Origin of the sequence: Sphingomonas profundi (assembly GCF_009739515.1) — a bacterium.
GTDB lineage: Bacteria > Pseudomonadota > Alphaproteobacteria > Sphingomonadales > Sphingomonadaceae > Alterirhizorhabdus > Alterirhizorhabdus profundi.
Window position 1 is genome coordinate 1,910,598 of the sequence record NZ_CP046535.1, and the last position, 18,528, is coordinate 1,929,125.

The 18,528-nt window shown below is 67.3% G+C and carries 24 protein-coding genes; 1 reads left to right on the top strand and 23 read right to left on the bottom strand.

Translation table 11 applies throughout. The annotated features are described in order from the left end of the window. Positions 1-48: 48 nt before the first annotated feature. The 17 genes from nuoI to GNT64_RS09045 all read right to left on the bottom strand — a co-directional run bounded on the left by nuoI (position 49) and on the right by GNT64_RS09045 (position 12,897). The gene (gene nuoI, locus GNT64_RS08965; protein ID WP_156679221.1) at positions 49-534 is read right to left on the bottom strand and encodes an NADH-quinone oxidoreductase subunit NuoI; all 486 of its coding nucleotides are present in this window, start codon (positions 532-534) and stop codon (positions 49-51) included. Position 535: 1 nt separating this feature from the next. After that, positions 536-1,579: an NADH-quinone oxidoreductase subunit NuoH gene (nuoH, locus tag GNT64_RS08970; RefSeq protein ID WP_156679222.1), complete on the bottom strand. Its 1,044-nt coding sequence runs from the start codon at positions 1,577-1,579 to the stop codon at positions 536-538. Positions 1,580-1,715: 136 nt separating this feature from the next. Next, entirely contained in the window at positions 1,716-3,722 is a 2,007-nt protein-coding gene (gene nuoG / locus GNT64_RS08975) for an NADH-quinone oxidoreductase subunit NuoG (protein ID WP_156679223.1), read from the bottom strand. A gap of 1 nt (position 3,723) precedes the next feature. Then, positions 3,724-3,975 carry a hypothetical protein gene (locus tag GNT64_RS08980; protein ID WP_156679224.1) on the bottom strand — a complete coding sequence of 84 codons (252 nt, stop codon included), beginning with the start codon at positions 3,973-3,975 and terminating at the stop codon, positions 3,724-3,726. A 40-nt stretch (positions 3,976-4,015) separates the two neighbouring features. Next, positions 4,016-4,414: a hypothetical protein gene (locus tag GNT64_RS08985; RefSeq protein WP_156679225.1), complete on the bottom strand. Its 399-nt coding sequence runs from the start codon at positions 4,412-4,414 to the stop codon at positions 4,016-4,018. Positions 4,415-4,443: 29 nt separating this feature from the next. Next, positions 4,444-5,745: an NADH-quinone oxidoreductase subunit NuoF gene (gene nuoF / locus GNT64_RS08990; protein ID WP_156679226.1), complete on the bottom strand. Its 1,302-nt coding sequence runs from the start codon at positions 5,743-5,745 to the stop codon at positions 4,444-4,446. A 16-nt stretch (positions 5,746-5,761) separates the two neighbouring features. Continuing rightward, a complete protein-coding gene (locus GNT64_RS08995; RefSeq protein WP_156679227.1) occupies positions 5,762-5,911 on the bottom strand; it encodes a hypothetical protein in 150 nt (49 codons plus the stop codon). Beyond that, entirely contained in the window at positions 5,908-6,576 is a 669-nt protein-coding gene (locus GNT64_RS09000; RefSeq protein WP_156679228.1) for a complex I 24 kDa subunit family protein, read from the bottom strand. The genes GNT64_RS08995 and GNT64_RS09000 overlap by 4 nt, the downstream gene beginning before the upstream one ends. Beyond that, the gene (locus GNT64_RS09005; RefSeq protein WP_231639398.1) at positions 6,576-6,806 is read right to left on the bottom strand and encodes a hypothetical protein; all 231 of its coding nucleotides are present in this window, start codon (positions 6,804-6,806) and stop codon (positions 6,576-6,578) included. Before GNT64_RS09005 ends, GNT64_RS09000 begins: the two co-directional genes overlap by 1 nt. After that, positions 6,803-8,020, bottom strand: a complete 1,218-nt coding sequence (locus GNT64_RS09010; RefSeq protein WP_197277397.1) for an NADH-quinone oxidoreductase subunit D — start codon at positions 8,018-8,020, stop codon at positions 6,803-6,805. Before GNT64_RS09010 ends, GNT64_RS09005 begins: the two co-directional genes overlap by 4 nt. 50 nt (positions 8,021-8,070) lie before the next feature. Continuing rightward, positions 8,071-8,730, bottom strand: coding sequence for an NADH-quinone oxidoreductase subunit C (locus GNT64_RS09015; protein WP_156679229.1), 660 nt, complete (start codon positions 8,728-8,730; stop codon positions 8,071-8,073). A 10-nt stretch (positions 8,731-8,740) separates the two neighbouring features. Beyond that, positions 8,741-9,298: a NuoB/complex I 20 kDa subunit family protein gene (locus GNT64_RS09020; protein WP_156679230.1), complete on the bottom strand. Its 558-nt coding sequence runs from the start codon at positions 9,296-9,298 to the stop codon at positions 8,741-8,743. Then, on the bottom strand, positions 9,289-9,666 hold the full coding sequence (gene ndhC / locus GNT64_RS09025; RefSeq protein WP_156679231.1) for an NADH-quinone oxidoreductase subunit A: 378 nt from the start codon (positions 9,664-9,666) through the stop codon (positions 9,289-9,291). Before ndhC ends, GNT64_RS09020 begins: the two co-directional genes overlap by 10 nt. A gap of 149 nt (positions 9,667-9,815) precedes the next feature. After that, positions 9,816-10,631, bottom strand: coding sequence for an inositol monophosphatase family protein (locus GNT64_RS09030; protein WP_156679232.1), 816 nt, complete (start codon positions 10,629-10,631; stop codon positions 9,816-9,818). Between the two features lie 158 nt (positions 10,632-10,789). Then, positions 10,790-11,353 carry an elongation factor P gene (efp, locus tag GNT64_RS09035; protein ID WP_156679233.1) on the bottom strand — a complete coding sequence of 188 codons (564 nt, stop codon included), beginning with the start codon at positions 11,351-11,353 and terminating at the stop codon, positions 10,790-10,792. Between the two features lie 37 nt (positions 11,354-11,390). Next, positions 11,391-11,987, bottom strand: a complete 597-nt coding sequence (locus tag GNT64_RS09040; RefSeq protein ID WP_156679234.1) for a M23 family metallopeptidase — start codon at positions 11,985-11,987, stop codon at positions 11,391-11,393. A 10-nt stretch (positions 11,988-11,997) separates the two neighbouring features. Further along, positions 11,998-12,897 carry a L,D-transpeptidase family protein gene (locus GNT64_RS09045; RefSeq protein WP_231639400.1) on the bottom strand — a complete coding sequence of 300 codons (900 nt, stop codon included), beginning with the start codon at positions 12,895-12,897 and terminating at the stop codon, positions 11,998-12,000. Positions 12,898-13,107: 210 nt separating this feature from the next. Between GNT64_RS09045 and GNT64_RS09050 the strand changes: the two genes are divergently transcribed. Next, positions 13,108-13,662, top strand: coding sequence for a peptidoglycan L,D-endopeptidase MepK (locus GNT64_RS09050; RefSeq protein WP_156679236.1), 555 nt, complete (start codon positions 13,108-13,110; stop codon positions 13,660-13,662). Between the two features lie 232 nt (positions 13,663-13,894). Here the strand turns inward: GNT64_RS09050 and thiE are convergent, their stop codons facing one another. Genes thiE through gap form a run of 6 tightly spaced genes read right to left on the bottom strand, consistent with a single transcriptional unit; the run spans position 13,895 to position 18,528 of the window. Further along, positions 13,895-14,599, bottom strand: a complete 705-nt coding sequence (gene thiE / locus GNT64_RS09055; RefSeq protein WP_156679237.1) for a thiamine phosphate synthase — start codon at positions 14,597-14,599, stop codon at positions 13,895-13,897. After that, positions 14,596-14,910 carry a DUF2834 domain-containing protein gene (locus tag GNT64_RS09060; RefSeq protein WP_156679238.1) on the bottom strand — a complete coding sequence of 105 codons (315 nt, stop codon included), beginning with the start codon at positions 14,908-14,910 and terminating at the stop codon, positions 14,596-14,598. The genes thiE and GNT64_RS09060 overlap by 4 nt, the downstream gene beginning before the upstream one ends. A gap of 15 nt (positions 14,911-14,925) precedes the next feature. Continuing rightward, entirely contained in the window at positions 14,926-15,822 is an 897-nt protein-coding gene (locus tag GNT64_RS09065) for a fructose bisphosphate aldolase (protein ID WP_156679239.1), read from the bottom strand. Between the two features lie 33 nt (positions 15,823-15,855). Continuing rightward, positions 15,856-17,052 carry a phosphoglycerate kinase gene (locus GNT64_RS09070; RefSeq protein WP_156679240.1) on the bottom strand — a complete coding sequence of 399 codons (1,197 nt, stop codon included), beginning with the start codon at positions 17,050-17,052 and terminating at the stop codon, positions 15,856-15,858. Beyond that, positions 17,049-17,513 (bottom strand): MOSC domain-containing protein, encoded by a 465-nt coding sequence (locus GNT64_RS09075; RefSeq protein WP_231639402.1) that lies wholly within the window; start codon positions 17,511-17,513, stop codon positions 17,049-17,051. The genes GNT64_RS09070 and GNT64_RS09075 overlap by 4 nt, the downstream gene beginning before the upstream one ends. A 4-nt stretch (positions 17,514-17,517) precedes the next feature. Then, the gene (gene gap, locus GNT64_RS09080; RefSeq protein WP_156679241.1) at positions 17,518-18,528 is read right to left on the bottom strand and encodes a type I glyceraldehyde-3-phosphate dehydrogenase; all 1,011 of its coding nucleotides are present in this window, start codon (positions 18,526-18,528) and stop codon (positions 17,518-17,520) included.

Here is an 18,528-nt window from a genome sequence, read left to right on the forward strand (position 1 = left end):
ACGGTGATGTGCCCCTTGATATTCGTGCGCGTCGGATTCGTGCGCGGCTTAACGATAGGGTGCGTCGGCGGCAAGGTTCGCGGCCAGCGAACGCTCCCATCGGTCGCCGTTCGCCAGCAGCTTGCCCTTGTCGTAGATCAGCTCCTCGCGCGTCTCGGTCGAATATTCGAAGTTCGGCCCTTCCACGATCGCGTCCACCGGGCAGGCTTCCTGGCAGAAGCCGCAGAAGATGCACTTCGTCATGTCGATGTCGTAGCGCGTGGTGCGCCGGCTGCCGTCGTCGCGCGGCTCCGCCTCGATCGTGATCGCCTGCGCCGGGCACACCGCCTCGCACAGCTTGCACGCGATGCACCGCTCCTCGCCGTTCGGGTAGCGGCGCAGCGCATGCTCGCCACGGAAGCGCGGCGAGAGCGGGTTCTTCTCATAGGGGTAGTTGATCGTCGCCTTCGGCTTGAAGAAGTAGCGCAGCGTGACGGCATGCGCCTTCACGAACTCCCACAAGGTGAACGACTTGACGAGATGCGCGAGGCCCATGTCAGACTCCGTAGCGCGTGAGCATCAACCAGCCCGACACGAGGAACACCCAGAATAGCGAGATCGGCAGGAAGATCTTCCAGCCCAGCCGCATCAGCTGGTCGTAGCGGTAGCGCGGCACGGTGGCCTTCACCCACGACATCACGAAGAAGAAGAACAGGATCTTGCCGAAGAACCAGACGATGCCCGGTACGAGGTAGAGCGGCGCCCAATCCACCGGCGGCAGCCAGCCGCCCCAGAACAGCACGGCGTTCAGCGCGCACATCAGGATCACGTTGCCATATTCGCCCAGCCAGAACAGCGCGAACGACATGGACGAATATTCGGTCTGGTAGCCGGCGACGAGCTCGCTCTCCGCCTCGGTCAGGTCGAACGGGGTGCGCGCCGTCTCCGCCATGGAGGAGATGAAGAACATCACCGCCATCGGGAACAGCAGAGGGTTGAAAGCGAAGCCGTTGATGAAGCCGAAAATATGCGCCCGCTGCGCATCGATGATGCCCTGCAGGTTGAACGTGCCGGCCCACAGCACGATCGAGATCAGGATGAACCCGATCGACACCTCGTAGCTTACCATCTGCGCGGCGGCGCGGATGGCCGAGTAGAAGGGGTATTTGGAGTTGGACGCCCAGCCCGCCAGGATGATGCCGTACACGCCGAGCGACGACACCGCGAGGATGTAGAGCAGGCCGACATTCACGTTGGCCAGCACCATGCCCGGCCCGAACGGGATCACCGCCCAGGCGATCAGCGCCACTGTGAAGGTGATGATCGGCGCGATCAGGAACAGCCCCCGGTTCGCCGAGGACGGGATGATCGTTTCCTTGAGGAACACCTTCAGGCCGTCCGCAAAGGATTGCAGCAGCCCGAACGGACCGACCACGTTCGGCCCCCGCCGCAGTGCCATCGCCGCCCAGATCTTGCGATCGGCGTAGATGATCATGGCCACGGCCAGCATCAGCGGCAGCGCGATCAGCAGGATGCAGATAATCGTCGCGACGAACCAGCCGGCATTGTAGCCGAGATAATTGGCGAAGAAGCCGGTCATGCGTCGTGCCTCAGCCGGAGAGGTTCTGGTAAGAGGCCGGACCGACGATCGAGACAGCCGTTCCGATCACCATCCACTAGAACCTGGGCGGACGGAAAGAGCCCACCGATCCGGCGATCGCCTCGAACATCGCGCATCACTCCGCCGCCTCCGCATAATCCTGGCCGTGCAGAATCTCGGCCGAGCAGCGCTGCATCGTCTCGCTGGCGCGGGCGATCGGGTTCGTCAGGTAGAAGTCGGCGATCGGATAGGCGATCGTGCCGGAGACGGAGGGGGCCACACCCTCGTCCGTCGCCGCGCCGACATCGTAGAGGCCTTCCTCCGCCAGATGCGGGTGGGCCGCGGCGATCGCATCGCGGAGGGCGGGCAGCGTATCGAACGGCAGCGTTTTACAAAGCGGATCGGAGAGTGCGCGCAGGATGGTCCAGTCCTCGCGCGCGTCGCCCGGTGGGAAGACGGCGCGGTCGGCGCGCTGCACGCGGCCTTCCATGTTCACCCACGTCGCCGGCTTCTCGGCATAGGAGGCGCCCGGCAGGATCACGTCCGCCACGCGCACGCCGGCATCGCCGTGCGTGCCGATATAGATGGTGAAGGTGTCGGCGAAGGCGGAGAGGTCCATCTCGTCCGCGCCGAGCAGGAACAGCGCCTTCAGCGACGCCGCCTTCGCGCGGATCGCATCCACACCGCCATCGGTGACGAAGCCGAGATCGAGCGCGCCCACCCGCGCCGCCGCCGTGTGCAGCAGGCCGAAGCTGGCGCTGAACCCGGCCGCCGCCGCGCGTGCGGCGGCATGCGCGCCCTCCACCGCCATCGCGCCCATGCCGGCGATCACCACGGCATGCTCGGCATCGTTCAGCGCGCCGCTGGCACCGGCCGGCAGCGCGCCGAGCAGCGAGAGATCCTCGCCGATCCATTCGACCGGATAGGTGAGGTCAACCTGCGGGCCGATCGCGAACACGCGCGCCCCCGCCTTAACCGCCTTGCGGATGCGGGTGTTGACGAGCGGCGCCTCCCACCGCGGGTTGGTGCCGACCAGCAGGATCGCCTGCGCCGTCTCCACCCCGGCGATGGTCGGGCCGAAGCGATAGGCCGCCGGGCTCGACACGTCGAACTTCGCGCCGTCCTGCCGGCACTCGTGCAGCGACGAGCCATAGGCGCCGAGCAGCCGCTTCAGCGCGAACACGCTCTCCACCTCGGCCAGGTCGCCGGCGATGCCCGCCACCTCGTCACCAGACGCGCCTTCCAGCTGCGCGGCGATGACGGCGAACGCCTCGGCCCAGGTCGCCGCCACCAGCCGCCCGTCGCGGCGCACATAGGGCTTGTCCAGCCGGCGGCGGACCAGCCCGTCCACCGCGTGACGCGTCTTGTCGGACGCCCACTCCTCGTTCACCGCCTCGTTGATCCGCGGCAGCGCGCGCAGCACCTGCCGCCCGCGGCTGTCGAGGCGGATGTTGGTGCCGACGGCGTCCATCACGTCGATCGACGGCGTCTTCTTCAGCTCCCACGGCCGCGCCTCGAACGCATAGGGCTTGGAGGTGAGCGCGCCGACCGGGCACAGATCGACGACGTTGCCCGACAGTTCGGAGGTGATCGCGCCTTCCAGATAGGAGGTGATCTGCATGTTCTCGCCGCGCCCGATCGCGCCGATCTCCTCGACGCCAGCGACCTCCTCGGCAAAGCGCACGCAGCGGGTGCACTGGATGCAGCGGGTCATCACCGTCTTGACGATGGGGCCCATATATTTCTCGGTCACGGCGCGCTTATTCTCGTCGTAGCGGCTGTGGCCCTTGCCGTAGGCGACGGACTGGTCCTGCAGATCGCACTCGCCGCCCTGATCGCAGATCGGGCAATCGAGCGGGTGGTTGATGAGGAGAAACTCCATCACCCCCTCGCGCGCCTTCTTCACCATCGCGCTGTCGGTGCGCACCTCCTGCTTGTCGGCGGCGGGCAGCGCGCACGACGCCTGCGGTTTCGGCGGCCCGGGCTTCACCTCGACCAGGCACATGCGGCAGTTGCCGGCGATCGACAGCCGCTCATGATAGCAGAAGCGCGGTATCTCCTTGCCGGCCGCCTCGCATGCCTGGAGCACGGTGGCGCCGGCGGGCACCTCGACCTCGATACCGTCGACTGTGAGGGTGGGCATATCAGTGTTCCGTATCGGTCAGGCCGAGCCGCCGCTCAATGCGATCGACCCGGTCCTTGAGATGAGCGACATCCACCTCGACGCCATGCAGCGATGTCATAAGACCATGAAGCGAGGTGATCATGCCTCGCTGATGATCCTCCATCGCCAGCATGCGCGTCGATAGAGACGTTTGTTCGCGCCGCATCAGGCTGATGTCCGACTGGATCTTTTTCAGTATCTCTAGCATCAGGTCGGCGCGCTCGTCAGTCATACGCGCCGCTCCCCCACGGCTGCACAATGGACCAAAGCCATCAGCGTGCCTCCGTCGACGCCACACGCCATACCCAAGCGTCGCGCAGCTTGATGACGCGGTCGCCACTCTGAACGTCGTCGGTCGCAATAAACGCTGAATGTCGTTCGTCCGGCAGGGTACATTCTCCGTCGCATCGAACCTTGGGAGCATGGCCGCATTTCGGTATGACCCGCTGCTCGAAGATCGCCTTCCATCGGCCATCAAAATAAGTGCCGTATCCATGAGCCCGCTGAAAGCTGACTGCCTCTACGAGCTCGGCGCGCACGATGGGATCGCGATCTCCAACCCGTTCCACGCATTGTCTATACGCCAATGCCGCCTCGGTCGGGATCGCTACAATCGCTGATGCGGGGCAAGCCGTCAGCAGCACCGCGCCTGATGCGATGATCGGCGTCACGCCTCCGATCATTCGTGCCGCCGCAAACTTCACTCCGCCGCCACCGCCATCGGCGCGGCGCCTCCGTTGCGCTCGTTGATACGCCGCTCGATCTCGGGGCGGAAGTGGCGGATCAGGCCCTGGATCGGCCAGGCCGCCGCGTCGCCGAGCGCGCAGATCGTGTGGCCCTCCACCTGGCGGGTCACTTCCTCCAGCATGTCGATCTCGCCGATTTCGGCATTGCCCTCGCGCAGCCGCTCCATCACGCGCCACATCCAGCCGGTGCCCTCACGGCAGGGGGTGCACTGACCGCAGCTCTCATGCTTGTAGAAATAGCTGATGCGACTGATGGCGCGGACGATGTCGGTCGACTTATCCATCACGATCACCGCCGCGGTGCCGAGGCCCGAGCCGACGCCCTTGAGGCCGTCAAAGTCCATCGGCGCGTCCATGATCTGCGCCGCCGGCACCAGCGGCACGGAGGAGCCGCCGGGAATGACCGCCAGCAGATTGTCCCACCCACCGCGGATGCCGCCGCCATGCTTCTCGACGAGTTCGCGGAAGGTGATGCCCATCGCCTCCTCGACCACGCACGGCGTGTTGACGTGGCCGGAAAGCTGGAACAGCTTGGTGCCCTGATTCTTGTCCCGCCCGATGCCGGCAAACCACGCCGCCCCGCGCCGCAGGATCGTCGGCACCACCGCGATGGATTCGACGTTGTTCACCGTCGTCGGGCAGCCGTAGAGGCCGACGCCCGCCGGAAACGGCGGCTTCAGGCGCGGCTGGCCCTTCTTGCCCTCCAGGCTCTCGATCTGCGCGGTCTCCTCGCCGCAGATGTAGGCGCCGGCGCCGCGGTGGACGAACACGTCGAAATCATAGCCGGAGCCGGCCGCATTCTTGCCCAACAGGCCGCGCCCATAGGCCTCGGCAACGGCCGCGAACAACGTCTCGGCCTCGCGGATGAACTCGCCGCGTATGTAGATATAGGCCGCCCGCGCGCGCATCGCGTAGCCGGCGATCAGCGCGCCCTCGATCAGCTTGTGCGGATCGTGACGGATGATCTCGCGGTCCTTGCACGATCCCGGTTCGGATTCGTCGGCGTTGATCAGCAGGAAGCTCGGCTTGCCCGGCTTCGGCTCCTTGGGCATGAAGCTCCACTTCATGCCGGTGGGGAAGCCGGCGCCGCCGCGCCCGCGCAGGCCGGATGCCTTGATGTCCTCGATCAGCTGGTCCTGCCCGCGCGCCATCAGCGCCTTGGTGTCGTCCCAGTCGCCGCGCATGATCGCGCTGTCGAGGGTCCACGGCTGGAAACCGTAGACGTTGGTGAAGATGCGATCGCGATCTTCTAACATGTCACACCGTCGAGCATCAGCGTCCAGGCCCCACGATCTTCTCCGCCAGGAAATAGGCGCCCACCGCCAGCACCAGCGCGATCAGGATGCCGGCCAGCCCCAAAGCGAGCTTCACGAACACCACCACCAGCACGATGAGGACGATCAGGCCGATGATGAAGCTCATGCCGCGACATCCCCGTAGCGATGGTTCTCGTCGACCATCTCCTTGAGCACGGTCGGGCCGCCTTCTGGGCAGCTCGTGTGGCGGCCGTTCTGCGGGCCGGGCGCGGGCGTGCCGCCCGAAGCCAGCGTCTCGAGGATCGCCGACATGCTGTCGAACGTCAGATCCTCGTAATTGTCGTCGTTGATCTGCACCATCGGCGCGTTGGCGCAGGCGCCGAGACACTCGACTTCCGTCAGCGTGAAAAGGCCGTCGGGCGTCGTCCGTCCCTTGGCGAGGCCGCGCTGCTTGCACGCCGCCAGCACGTCGTCCGATCCGCGCAGCATGCACGGCGTCGTGCCGCACACCTGCACGTGATAGCGGCCGACCGGCGCCATATTGTACATCGTGTAGAAGCTGACGACCTCGTAGGCGCGGATGTATGGCATGTTCACCGTCTTGGCGACGAACTCGATCACCGGCACCGGCAGCCAGCCCTGCGTATCCGTCTCTGCGCCCACCTGCCGCTGGGCGAGATCGAGCAGCGGCATGATCGCGCTATGCTCCCGCCCCGGCGGATAGCGGCCGATCACGACCTTGGCCTGCCGCTCATTCTCCGGCGTCCACGCGAAGCCGCCCCAGCGCGCGCGGGTCTCCGCTTCATCAGGGATGGAGGGTGCATCGGACATCAGTGAGCATCCGTGAGGTCGAGCCGTCGCTCGACGCGCCCGAGACGCTCGTCGAACCGGTCCATGCGGCGGTTGAGACTGGAGAGGGACAGGATCACGTTGCCAAGATGCTCCTCGGTCGCCGTCATCCGAACCTTCATTTCGGTCATGTCGAACTTAAGATCTGCCAGGTCGCCCTGCATCCGCTGGAGCACGCCGTAGATAAGCTCGTTGGTCACGGCCTCGCTCACCGGTCGCACTCCCCGAACACCACGTCGATGGCGGAGAGGACGGCGGTGGTGTCGGCCAGCATGTGGCCCTTCATCATGAAGTCCATCGCCTGCAGGTGGCTGAACGCGGTCGGGCGGATCTTGCAGCGGTACGGCTTGTTGCTGCCGTCGCTCACCAGATAGACGCCGAACTCGCCCTTGGGACTCTCGGTCGCGACATAGACCTCGCCGGCGGGCACGTGAAAGCCCTCGGTGTAGAGCTTGAAGTGGTGGATCAGCGCTTCCATCGATCGCTTCATGTCGCCGCGCTTCGGCGGCACCACCTTGCGGTCCAGCGAGGCGATCGGCCCGTCCGGCATCTGCGCCAGGCACTGCTTCATGATCCGCATCGACTGGCGGACCTCCTCCACCCGCACCATGAAACGATCGTAGCAGTCGCCGCGCGTGCCGACGGGGATGTCGAACTCCATCCGGTCGTAGACGTCGTAGGGCTGCGCCTTGCGCAGATCCCACGGCACGCCGGCGGCGCGGATCATCGGGCCGGAGAAGCCCCAGGCGATCGCGTCGTCGCGGCTCACCGTCCCGATGTCCACGTTGCGCTGCTTGAAGATGCGGTTGTCGGCGACGAGGCTGATCGCATCCTCGAACAAGCGGGGCACGCGATTGTCCAGCCAGTCGGCCATATCGGTCAGCAGCTTCAGCGGCACGTCCTGATGCACGCCGCCGGGACGGAAATAGGCCGCATGCATTCGCGCGCCGGACGCCCGCTCGTAGAAGTTCATCGTGTCTTCGCGGATTTCGAACAGCCACAGGTTCGGCGTCATCGCGCCGACGTCCATCACGTGGCTGCCGAGGTTCAGCATGTGGTTGCTGATGCGCGTGAGCTCGGCGAACAGCACGCGCAAATATTGCGCGCGCAGCGGCACCTCCAGCCCCAGCAGCTTCTCCACCGCCAGCACATAGCTGTGCTCCATGCACATCGGCGAGCAGTAATCGAGCCGGTCGAAATACGGCAGGGCCTGCAGATAGGTCTTGTACTCGATCAGCTTCTCGGTGCCGCGGTGGAGCAGGCCGACATGCGGATCGACCCGCTCCACGATCTCGCCGTCCAGCTCCATCACCATGCGCAGCACGCCGTGCGCGGCCGGATGCTGCGGGCCGAAGTTGATCGTGTAGTTCTGGATCTCGACGTCGCCGACGGTCGGGTCGGCCGGCGTCTCGGCCTCCTCAAGCACCGCCACCCGCCGATCCTGATAGGCGGCGTCCCGGATCTCGTGGAGATCGCTCACTTCTTCACCTCGTCCGCCTTCAGCGGGGTCTGCGCGCCGGACGCCTGCGGGGCTTTCTCATCACCCGGCAGCACATATTCGGCGCCCTCCCACGGGCTCATGAAATCGAAGCTGCGGAAATCCTGCGCCAGTTGCACGGGCTCGTACACCACGCGCTTCTCGCGCTCGGAATAGCGCAGCTCGACGAAGCCGGTCAGCGGGAAGTCCTTGCGCTGCGGATGGCCGCGAAAGCCGTAATCGGTCAGGATGCGGCGCAGGTCGGGATTGCCCTCGAACAGCACGCCGTACATGTCGAACACCTCGCGCTCCAGCCAGCCGGCCACCGGCCACAGGCCGGTGACGGAGGGGATCGCATCCGCCTCCGTCGTCGCCACATGCACGCGGATGCGGTGGTTCCGCGTCAGGCTGAGCAGGCAGTAGACCGCCTCGAATCGCAGCGGCCGATCCGGCCAGTCGACGCCGGCGATCTCCATTAGCTGCTGGTAGCCGAGCCTGTCGCGCAGGATCGTCATCGCGGCGACCAGATGCGGGCGATCGACGTGGAGGGCCACCTCGCCCACCTCCTCGCGGGCGTGCAGCAGCATGTCGCCGAGCGCGGCCTGCGCCTCGGCGACCACGCCGTCGCTCGGCTTGTATCTGGGATGCGGGCTCGTCACCGTTCGCCCCTCACCGCTCGATCGTGCCGGAGCGGCGGATCTTCCGCTGCAGCTGCATGATGCCGTAGAGCAGCGCCTCGGCGGTCGGCGGGCAGCCGGGCACGTAGATGTCCACCGGCACGATCCGGTCGCAGCCGCGCACCACGCTGTAGCTGTAATGATAGTAGCCGCCGCCATTGGCGCACGATCCCATCGAGATCACGTAGCGCGGCTCGCTCATCTGGTCGTACACGCGGCGTAGCGCCGGGGCCATCTTGTTGCACAGCGTACCCGCCACGATCATCACGTCGGACTGGCGCGGCGACGCGCGCGGCGCCGCGCCGAACCGCTCCAGATCGTAGCGCGGCATGTTGACGTGAATCATCTCCACCGCACAGCACGCCAGGCCGAACGTCATCCACCAGAGCGAGCCGGTGCGCGCCCACTGGAACAGATCCTCTGTGGATGTGACGAGGAAACCCTTGTCCTGCACCTCGGTCGACAGATCGTGGAAATAGGCCTGGTCCGGCGGCGCGTTCTCCGTCGGCAGGTGCGGGGCACCGGGCTGGCTCGCGAGTTCTACTCCCATTCGAGCGCTCCCTTCTTCCACGCATAGACGTAGCCGAGCGTCAGTTCGGCCAGGAAGATCATCATCGCCAGCCACCCGCCGAAGCCGATCGCGCCCAGCGACACCGCCCACGGATAGAGGAAAGCCGCCTCCAGATCGAAGATGATGAACAGGATCGCGACGAGGTAGAAGCGCACGTCGAACTGCGCCCGGCTATCCTCGAAGGCGGGGAAGCCGCACTCATATTCCGTCAGCTTGTCCGGGTAGGGCCTTGATGCGCCGGTGAATTTCGCCGCGATCATCGGCAGCACGACGAACGCCGTGGACAGCGCCAGCGCCACGCCCAGGAACAGCAGGATCGGCAGATATCCGGCGGCGACCGACGCCATAACGACACTCCTTGAACGCGCGCCCGGAGGCCCGCCTCATCCTCGCGGCTTTACGTCTGCCGCACCTGCGAAGCAAGGCTGCGGGCCGTGAGAATGACTCGCAGGTGGCGGACTTTGTTCCGCTTTCCTTCCACGCGGCCCCAGACCTCTCAGCCTTTCAGGGCGGCGCCCACCAGCTTCTGCAGCTTCGCCTGCAACCCCTCGTTCGTGGCGAGGAACTCGTTGCGCTCCATCACCCGGTCGCCGCCGCGGAAATCGCTGACGAAGCCCCCCGCCTCGCGTACCAGCAGCACGCCGGCCGCCCAGTCCCACGGCTTCAGGTTGCTCTCCCAGAAGGCATCGAACCGCCCGGCCGCCACCCAGGCGAGATCGAGCGCGGCCGATCCGAAGCGGCGGATGCCGGCCACCTCCGGCGCGATCGCGTCGAAGATCGCGCGGAACTGCGGGAAGTCGCCATGGCCGAGGAACGGGATGCCGGTGGCGATCAGCGCCTCGCTCAGGTCGCGCCGGGCAGAGACGCGCAGGCGCCGGTCGTGCAGCCAGGCGCCCCGGCCCTTCTCGGCCCAGAAGGTCTCGTCCGTCACCGGCTGGTAGACGACACCCTGCGTCACCTCGCCGCGCCCGCCCGGCTTTGGCTCCTCCACCGCGATCGAGATCGCGAAGTGCGGGATGCCGTGCAGGAAGTTGCTGGTGCCGTCCAGCGGATCGATCACCCAGCGCGGCTTCGTCGGGTCGCCCTCGATCGCGCCGCCCTCCTCCAGCAGGAAGCCCCAGTCGGGCCGCGCCCGCTTCAGCTCCTCGTAGAGCGTCTGCTCCGCCGCCTTGTCCGCCTGGCTGACGAAATCGGCCGGCCCCTTGCGGCTGACCTGAAGCTGCTGCGTCTCGCCAAAGTCGCGGCGAAGGCGCGGCGCGGCCTTGCGCGCGGCGCGCTCCATGACGGAAATGAGGCCTGAGGTGACTGCCATCGCTAAAACTCCCCCCTCCCGTTCACGGGAGGGGATGGGGTGGGTGATCGGCGGAAGAGGCCCGACGCCCCTGCCGCCATCAAGCCGGGGCGGCTGCCGGCCCGCGGAGGCGGGCGCCCGTCCCTGTCCCTCCGTTCAAGGGAGGGGATCGGAACGGTTCAGTCCGCGCGCCTCACATAGGTCTGCTCGTATACGTCGACCACGATCCGCGTGCCCGCGCCGATATGCGGCGGCACCATCACGCGCACGCCATTGTCCAGCACCGCCGGCTTGTAGCTGGAAGAGGCGGTCTGCCCCTTCACCACCGCGTCCGCTTCCACGATCAGCGCCTCGATCGTGTCGGGCAGCTGCACCGAGATCGGCTTCTCGTCATACAGCTCCATCACCACGTCCATGCCGTCCTGCAGGAAGGCGGCGGCATCGCCCAGGATGCCGCGATCCAGGGTGATCTGGTCGTAATTGTCCTTGTCCATGAAGGTCAGCGCGTCGCCGTCGGCGAACAGGAACTGGAAGTCCTTGGTGTCCAGCCGCACGCGCTCCACCGTCTCGGCCGATCGGAAGCGCACGTTGTTCTTGCGCCCGTCGATCAGGTTCTTCATCTCGACCTGCATGTAGGCGCCACCCTTGCCCGGCTGGGTGTGCTGGATCTTCACAGCCTTCCAGATGCCACCCTCATACTCGATGATGTTGCCGGGACGGATGTCCACGCCGCTGATCTTCATGCCTGTCTCGCGTATTGGAAAAGAGCCGGCGTGCGCCTTAGACCCCGCCCGCCTTTCCGGCAAGCAGCGGATAGGGGTTGATCGGTGCCCCCTCGTGCCACGGCTGGCCGGGCGCCATGCGCTTGATCTCGAAGTGCAGGTGCGGCGCCTCGGGGCTCGCGTCGCCGGTCGATCCCACGGCGCCGATACGCTGGCCCGCGCGCACGTCCACGCCCTCGCGCACGCCCGGCGCATAGGTATCGAGATGGGCGTAATAGTAGAGCGTCCGGCCGTTCGGCGAGCGGATGTAGAGCGTGTGGCCGCCGAGCTCGCTCTCGAAGATCTTCTCGATCGTGCCGTCTGCCGCCGCTACAACCGGCGTGCCGCGCGCCGCCATGATGTCGAGCGCGCCGTGGCCGCGCGTGCCGCCTTCGCCGCGCGGATCGTCGAACGTGTCGCTCAGCTGCTCTGGCCGAACCCCGGCGACGGGCATCGCCAAACCGGACGGGACGAGCAGCGCGAGCGGCTGCTTCGCGGTCGCCTCGCCCGCCGTATCCGATCGCGGCGCGGGCGATCGCGGCAGCATCAGCCCGGCCGCGAACAGCGCCACCAGCAGCAGCGCGATGCCGGCGAACCACCGGCCGAAGCGCGTCATGCTCGCCCCCTCACGGCTGGAACTTCGCCTCGGTGCCGGGCTTCACCATCAGCGAGAGGCGCGCCGCATCCCAGTTCGTCAGACGGATGCAGCCGTGGCTCTCGGCCCGGCCGATCGTCTCCGGGCTCGGCGTGCCGTGGATGCCGTAATGCGGCTTGTTGAGATCGAGCCACACCACGCCCACCGGCCCGTTCGGCCCCGGCTTCAGCAGCTGCTTCTCGTCCTTGTTGTCGGCATCCCAGAACAGCTTGGGATTATAGTGGAATGGCGGGTTGTAGGCCGCGCCCTGGATCTTCCACGTGCCGATCGGCAGCGGATCGTGCTTGCTGCCCATCGTCGCCGGGAATTGCGCGACCAGCTTCTCCTTGTCGTCGTACACGCGCAGCACGCCGTCAGACTTGTCGACCACGACATGATCGGCCTGCGGCTGCTGCGCATCGACCGAGAGGCTCGCCAGGGTCTGGCGCCACTCCGGCTTCAGCGTGTCGGGATAGGCGCCGTCAGCCACGGTGATGCCCGGCACCTTCACCTTCGCGCCGGCCGCCACCTTGGCCTGCGGCCCGTTGAGCGCCACCAGCACCGCCGGGGTGGTGTGGAACCGCTCGGACAGCTTCTCGGTCGGGTTCTGATAGGCCATGCCCGGCAGCCTGGCCTGCTCGGCGGGATCCTTCGGCATCCGGCCCACGAACGGTCCGGCGACATCGGCTTCGGTCAACGTCACCTCGACGACCGGCCGCACCTCGCGATAGGGGTTCAGGGCGGCGAGCGTGGCCTTGTCGATCTCGCCGGTCTTCGCTATGTCATTGGCGGTCTGGAAGCCGATCAGCGCCTTCTTCAGGGATGCGCCCTTCCTGCCGTCGATCACGCCCGGCCCAAAGCCGAGATGGTCGAGAATCACCTGCACGTGCATGATCGTCAGGTCGATGCCCGGATAAGCGGGGTTAACGCTTTTCGCCGCTGGTGGCGGACTCTGCGCCCAGGCACCTCCATTTATGAGGCAAACCGTTGCCGCGACGCGGCAGAGCATTGGAACCGTTATCGTTTTCATTCGTGCGCTTCCCTATAATTCTCCCTGTACAGTCCGAACGCCGGGCACCCCTTTTCTTTCCGACAGGTGAGAATGACCGATACGACCTTGAGCCGTCGCGGGCTCTTCCTCGGTGCGCTGGCGCTGGGGGGAACCGCCCTGATCTCCCCGGCGGCGCTTGCCGCCATTCCGGAAAAGCGCCTCGCCTTCCGCAACGTGCACACCAACGATCGCGTCGATGCGCGCTACTTCGCCAACGGCCGCTTCGATCCGCAGGGGCTGGCCGAACTCAACCACGGCCTGCGCGACTGGCGGACCGGCGACACCACCAACATGGATCCCGATCTGTTCAGCCTGCTCGGCGAGATCCGCGACCGCCTCGGCGTCGATCCGCGCCGCTCGTTCGATCTGATCTCCGGCTACCGCTCCCCCCACACCAACGCCTCGCTGCGCGCGCGTGGCGGCGAGCATACCGGCGTCGCCAGCAAGAGCCAGCACATGCTGGGCAAGGCGACCGATATCGCGCTGCCCGGCATCGGGCTCGATCGCCTGCGGCTGGCGGCACTCTCCGCCCAGCGCGGCGGCGTCGGCTACTATCCGCGCGACGGCTTCGTCCACGTCGATACCGGCCGCGTGCGGACCTGGTGATCGCGGCCTAGAGGCGGGTTCGCTAGGCACGTCGCCATACCGAACGCGGCTCAGGCCGACGCTATCTCGGCCGCCGTAAGCCTCTGTCTTGCCTCAATATACGCTGAGCCGCTCATGCTGAGGAGGGGCTGAGCGAAGGCGAAGACCCGCCTCGAAGTATATGCCCCGACGTCGGCGTGCTTCGAGACGCCGCTTCGCCAGGCTCAGCGGCCCTCAGCATGAGCGGGGTATTTCAGATCGGCTGATCGGACCCTAGCACCGCCGCGAACGCCCGCACACCCGCCGCCGGCCCCTCCGGATGGTTCCACACCGCGCCCGATACCGCCAGGAAGTCCGCGCCGGCCGCCACGAGCGGCGGGGCATTCTCCGCGGTGATGCCGCCGATCGCCACGCAGGGGATGCCGAACAGGGTCGTCCACCAGCTCAGGATCGCGGGATCGGGGCGATGCCGGGTCTCCTTGGTGGTCGTCGGGAAGAAGGCGCCGAACGCGACGTAATCGGCCCCCGCCTCGCCCGCCTCCATCGCCAGGTGGCGGCTGTCGTGGCAGGTGACGCCCACCTGCGCATCCTTGCCCAGCGCGTCGCGCGCCTCGCGCGGATCGCCATCCTCCTGCCCCAGATGCACGCCGTCCGCGCCCAGCCGCTTGGCCAGGCCGATGCTGTCGTTGACGATGAAGGCCACGTCGTGCGCGCGGCACACTGCCATCAGCGGCTCGGCCAGCGCCGCCACGGCGTGGTCGTCCAGCCCCTTCAGCCGCAGCTGGAACGCCGCCACCGGCCCGGCGGAGAGCGCCGCCTCAAGCCGCTTCACGAACTCGGGCGCGATCGCGGGCGGCGAGATCAGATAGAGCTGGCAGGACGGCCGGCCGGGATCCCGCTCGAACCGTTCGGCGAAATGGGGGTCCAGCGGGATGGCGTCGTCGTCATAGTCGATCATGGCGCCGCGCCCTGCACCGATCGCGCGCGCAGGGCAAGGAACAAGGGCAGGCCGCACGACACGCCCACGAGCAGGGTCGCCGGGATGGCGAGCCAGCCGTGCCGCACGCCCCGCCCCTCGACGAGGACGAACAGGATCAGCACCACCGCCGAGACGATCACGTCCCAGCCGAAGAAGGCGCCGATGCGGGTGGCGAACAGCTCCGCCACGAAGGCGGCCGGATCGGCGCCATGCGCGACCAGCCACGGCACGAAGGCCGATAGCGGCAGCAGCGCCCCGATCGCGGCGAGGGCGAGATAGACCCGGTCCATCCCGCCCCGCATCCCTCAGGCCGTCTTCCGGGTCGAGGCCGTGTAGATCTCGTCGATCGCCGCACCCAGCGAGGCGTCGAACGCGTCGTCGCTCATCTGGTGGCGCAGATCCTCCAGCAGCGCCCGGCTGAAGCTGGCGATGATGCCGGGGTTCTTCGCCAGCTCCGCGCACGCCTCCGGCCGCTTGAAGCCGCCCGAGAGCGCCACCACGCGCAGCACGCGCGAATGGTTCACCAGCGGGGTGAACAGGCCGGGCGTCTTCGGCAAAGAGAGCTTGAGCATCACCTTCTCGGTGCCGGGCATCGCGTCCAGCGCCTTTACCAGCTCGTCGAGCAGGATCTGGTCGGCCTCGGCCCGCTCCGGGCTCTTGATGTTGATCTCCGGCTCCAGCATCGGCACCAGCCCGGCGGCCAGCACCTGCCGGCCCACCTCCACCTGCTGCGCGACGATCGCGGCGATGCCGGCCGGATTGGCGAGGTTTATGACCGACCGCTCCTTGGTGCCGAACACGCCCAGGCCCTTGGCGCGGGCCAGCAGCGTCTCCAGCTCCGGCATCGGCTTCATCAGCTGCACGCCGTCGGCCTCGTTTTCAAGGCCCTTGTCGATCTTGATGAACGGCACCACGCCGCGCTCGATCAGCGCCTGCGGCACCGGCTTGCCGTCCGCCTGCCCGTCCATCGTGCGCTCGAACAGGATGGCGCCGATCACCTTGTCGCCGGTGAACGCCTTGGAGGTGATGATCCGCACGCGCATCTCGTGGATCAGGCCGTACATGCCGGCCTCGTCGGACCAGGCGCCCTCCTCGATGCCGTAGCCGGCGAGCGCCTTGGGGGTGGAGCCGCCGCTCTGGTCCAGGGCGGCGATGAAGCCGTTGCCGTCGGCGATCTTCTTCGTCATGTCGGAGAGCTGCATGTCGTCCCTTTCGTTTCGGTGAGTGTGTCGCCGTCAGGCGGTGAGCGCCTTCACGCCCGGCAGTTCCTTGCCTTCCATCCACTCCAGGAAGGCGCCGCCGGCGGTGGAGACGAAGGTGAACTCGTCCGCCACGCCGGCCTGGTTCAGCGCCGCCACGGTATCCCCGCCGCCCGCCACGGAAACGAGCGAGCCGCCGGTCGTCAGCGCCGCCGCCGTCTTCGCCAGCGAAACCGTGGCGGTGTCGAACGGCGGGGTCTCGAACGCGCCCATCGGCCCGTTCCACACCAATGTGCGGCAGTTCTTCAACGCGTCGCCCAGCGCCTCCACGGCGGCGGGGCCGACGTCGAGGATCATCTCGTCGGCCGCCACCTCGTGCACGTTCACCGTGCGCACCGGCGGGTTAGCGCGAAACTCCTTCGCCACCACCACGTCATAGGGCAGGTGAACGATGCAGTTCGCCTTCTCGGCGGCGTCCAGGATGGCGCGGGCGGTATCCGCCAGATCATGCTCGCACAGCGACTTGCCCACATCCACGCCGCGCGCGGCGAGGAAGGTGTTGGCCATGCCGCCGCCGATGATCAGGTGATCCACCTTCGTCACCAGATGCTGGAGCACGTCCAGCTTGGTCGATACCTTGGCGCCGCCCACCACCGCCGCCACGGGATGCTCCGGCTTGCCGAGCGCCTTTTCCAGCGCCTGCAGCTCGGCCTCCATAGACCGGCCGGCATAGGCCGGCAGCGCCCGCGCCAGCCCCTCGGTGGAGGCATGGGCGCGGTGCGCGGCGGAGAAGGCGTCGTTGACGTACAGGTCGCCCAGCTTCGCCATCGCGGCGACCAGCGCCGGATCGTTCTTCTCCTCGCCCTTGTGGAAGCGGGTATTCTCCAGGATGGCGATGCCGCCGTCGGCCAGCAGGTCCACCACTTTGGCCGCGTCCTCGCCCTGGCAGTCGTCGATGAACGTCACCTCGCGGCCCAGCACGTCGGCCAGCGGCCGCGTCAGCAGCGCCAGCGACATGTCCGGCTTGCGCTCCCCCTTGGGCCGGCCGAAATGGGCCAGGATCAGCACCTTGGCGCCCTTGTCCGCCAGTTCGGCGATGGTGGGCGCGGCCGCGCGCAGGCGGGTGTCGTCGGTGACGCGGCCGTCGGCCATCGGCACGTTCAGATCCTCGCGCACCAGCACGCGCTTGCCGCGGATGTCGCCAAGATCATCGAGCGTCCGGAAGTTCGTCATGTCGCCTCTATCCTCACTGCGTCGCCGATCGCGATATGGCCGGCCGTGACGACGCGGGCGAGCACGCCGCCGCGCCAATCCGGCACCAGGGCGGCCATCAGCCCCTGATGCTGCTCGTCCATGCGGCGGCACGGGTCGCACTCGCCGGTGATCTCCAGCTTCACGCCCGCGCCGACGTAGAGATAGTCGCCCGCCCGCTGCGGCAGGCGCAGGCCGGAGACGAGCAGGTTGGCCCGCCGCGTCGTCCACACCAGGCCGGTGCCCAGCTCGGCCTCCACCGTCTCCCAATCCTCCAGCCGGAGGATCGAGACCTGCCGCCGCGTGCTCCGCCCCGGCCGGGCGAGCCCGCGCGTATCGTTGCCGACGCCCGTCTCCAGGGTGACGGCCGCCTCCGACACCGCTTCCATCGGCGCGCGCGGGGCGCTGCGCCGTGCGATGCCGAGAAGGCGGCCGCCGCTCACGGGATCAGAGGAACTTCGCCATCGCGCCGGCGGTATCGACCATGCGGTTCGAGAAGCCCCACTCATTGTCGTACCAGGAGAGGACGCGGACGAGCTTGCCCTCCAGCACCGCCGTCTCCAGGCTGTCCACCGAGGACGAGTGCGGATCGTGGTTGAAGTCGATCGAGACCAGCGGATCGGTGACGTACTGGAGGATGCCCTTCAACGGCCCGCTCTCCGACGCCGCCTTCAGGATCGCATTGACCTCGTCCTTCGTCGTGTCGCGCTTCGGCGTGAAGGTGAGGTCGACGATCGAGACGTTGGGCGTCGGCACGCGGATGGCCGATCCGTCCAGCTTGCCCTTCAGCTCCGGCATCACCTCGCCCACGGCGCGGGCGGCGCCCGTCGTCGTCGGGATCATCGACATCGCGGCGGCGCGGGCGCGACGCATGTCGGAATGGATCTGGTCGAGGATCTTCTGGTCGTTGGTGTAGCTGTGGATCGTCGTCATCAGGCCGCGCTCGATGCCGATGGAATCGTTCAGAACCTTGGCTATCGGCGCCAGGCAGTTGGTGGTGCACGATGCATTGGACACGATCGTGTGATCGGCCGTCAGCTTGTCGTTGTTCACGCCGAACACCACCGTCAGATCCACGCCCTTGGCCGGCGCGGAGATCAGCACGCGCTTGGCGCCCGCGTCCAGATGCTTCTGGGCGCTCTCGCGATCGGTGAAGAAACCGGTGCACTCCAGCGCGATGTCCACGCCGTTCGCCGCGTGCGGCAGGTTGGCCGGATCGCGCTCGGCCGTCACCTTGATGCGCTTGCCGTCGATGATCAGGTCGTTGCCGTCGGCCTCCACCGTGCCGGGATAGGTGCCGTGGACCGAGTCGCGCTTGAACAGCAGCGCGTTCGACTTGGCATCCGCCAGATCGTTGATCGCCACCAGCTCCAGCCCGCTCTCGGGCTTCGCCAGCACCGCGCGCGCCACCAGCCGCCCGATGCGCCCGAATCCGTTGATCGCTACCTTCACTGCCAT

Bases quoted from the DNA above. Each gene is read 5' to 3' on its own strand.
- nuoI (WP_156679221.1), bottom strand. From the start codon at position 534: ATGGGCCTCGCGCATCTCGTCAAGTCGTTCACCTTGTGGGAGTTCGTG.
- nuoH (WP_156679222.1), bottom strand. From the start codon at position 1,579: ATGACCGGCTTCTTCGCCAATTATCTCGGCTACAATGCCGGCTGGTTC.
- nuoG (WP_156679223.1), bottom strand. From the start codon at position 3,722: ATGCCCACCCTCACAGTCGACGGTATCGAGGTCGAGGTGCCCGCCGGC.
- GNT64_RS08980 (WP_156679224.1), bottom strand. From the start codon at position 3,975: ATGACTGACGAGCGCGCCGACCTGATGCTAGAGATACTGAAAAAGATC.
- nuoF (WP_156679226.1), bottom strand. From the start codon at position 5,745: ATGTTAGAAGATCGCGATCGCATCTTCACCAACGTCTACGGTTTCCAG.
- GNT64_RS08995 (WP_156679227.1), bottom strand. From the start codon at position 5,911: ATGAGCTTCATCATCGGCCTGATCGTCCTCATCGTGCTGGTGGTGGTG.
- GNT64_RS09000 (WP_156679228.1), bottom strand. From the start codon at position 6,576: ATGTCCGATGCACCCTCCATCCCTGATGAAGCGGAGACCCGCGCGCGC.
- GNT64_RS09020 (WP_156679230.1), bottom strand. From the start codon at position 9,298: ATGGGAGTAGAACTCGCGAGCCAGCCCGGTGCCCCGCACCTGCCGACG.
- ndhC (WP_156679231.1), bottom strand. From the start codon at position 9,666: ATGGCGTCGGTCGCCGCCGGATATCTGCCGATCCTGCTGTTCCTGGGC.
- GNT64_RS09030 (WP_156679232.1), bottom strand. From the start codon at position 10,631: ATGGCAGTCACCTCAGGCCTCATTTCCGTCATGGAGCGCGCCGCGCGC.
- efp (WP_156679233.1), bottom strand. From the start codon at position 11,353: ATGAAGATCAGCGGCGTGGACATCCGTCCCGGCAACATCATCGAGTAT.
- GNT64_RS09040 (WP_156679234.1), bottom strand. From the start codon at position 11,987: ATGACGCGCTTCGGCCGGTGGTTCGCCGGCATCGCGCTGCTGCTGGTG.
- GNT64_RS09045 (WP_231639400.1), bottom strand. From the start codon at position 12,897: ATGCACGTGCAGGTGATTCTCGACCATCTCGGCTTTGGGCCGGGCGTG.
- GNT64_RS09050 (WP_156679236.1), top strand. From the start codon at position 13,108: ATGACCGATACGACCTTGAGCCGTCGCGGGCTCTTCCTCGGTGCGCTG.
- thiE (WP_156679237.1), bottom strand. From the start codon at position 14,599: ATGATCGACTATGACGACGACGCCATCCCGCTGGACCCCCATTTCGCC.
- GNT64_RS09060 (WP_156679238.1), bottom strand. From the start codon at position 14,910: ATGGACCGGGTCTATCTCGCCCTCGCCGCGATCGGGGCGCTGCTGCCG.
- GNT64_RS09065 (WP_156679239.1), bottom strand. From the start codon at position 15,822: ATGCAGCTCTCCGACATGACGAAGAAGATCGCCGACGGCAACGGCTTC.
- GNT64_RS09070 (WP_156679240.1), bottom strand. From the start codon at position 17,052: ATGACGAACTTCCGGACGCTCGATGATCTTGGCGACATCCGCGGCAAG.
- gap (WP_156679241.1), bottom strand. From the start codon at position 18,528: ATGGCAGTGAAGGTAGCGATCAACGGATTCGGGCGCATCGGGCGGCTG.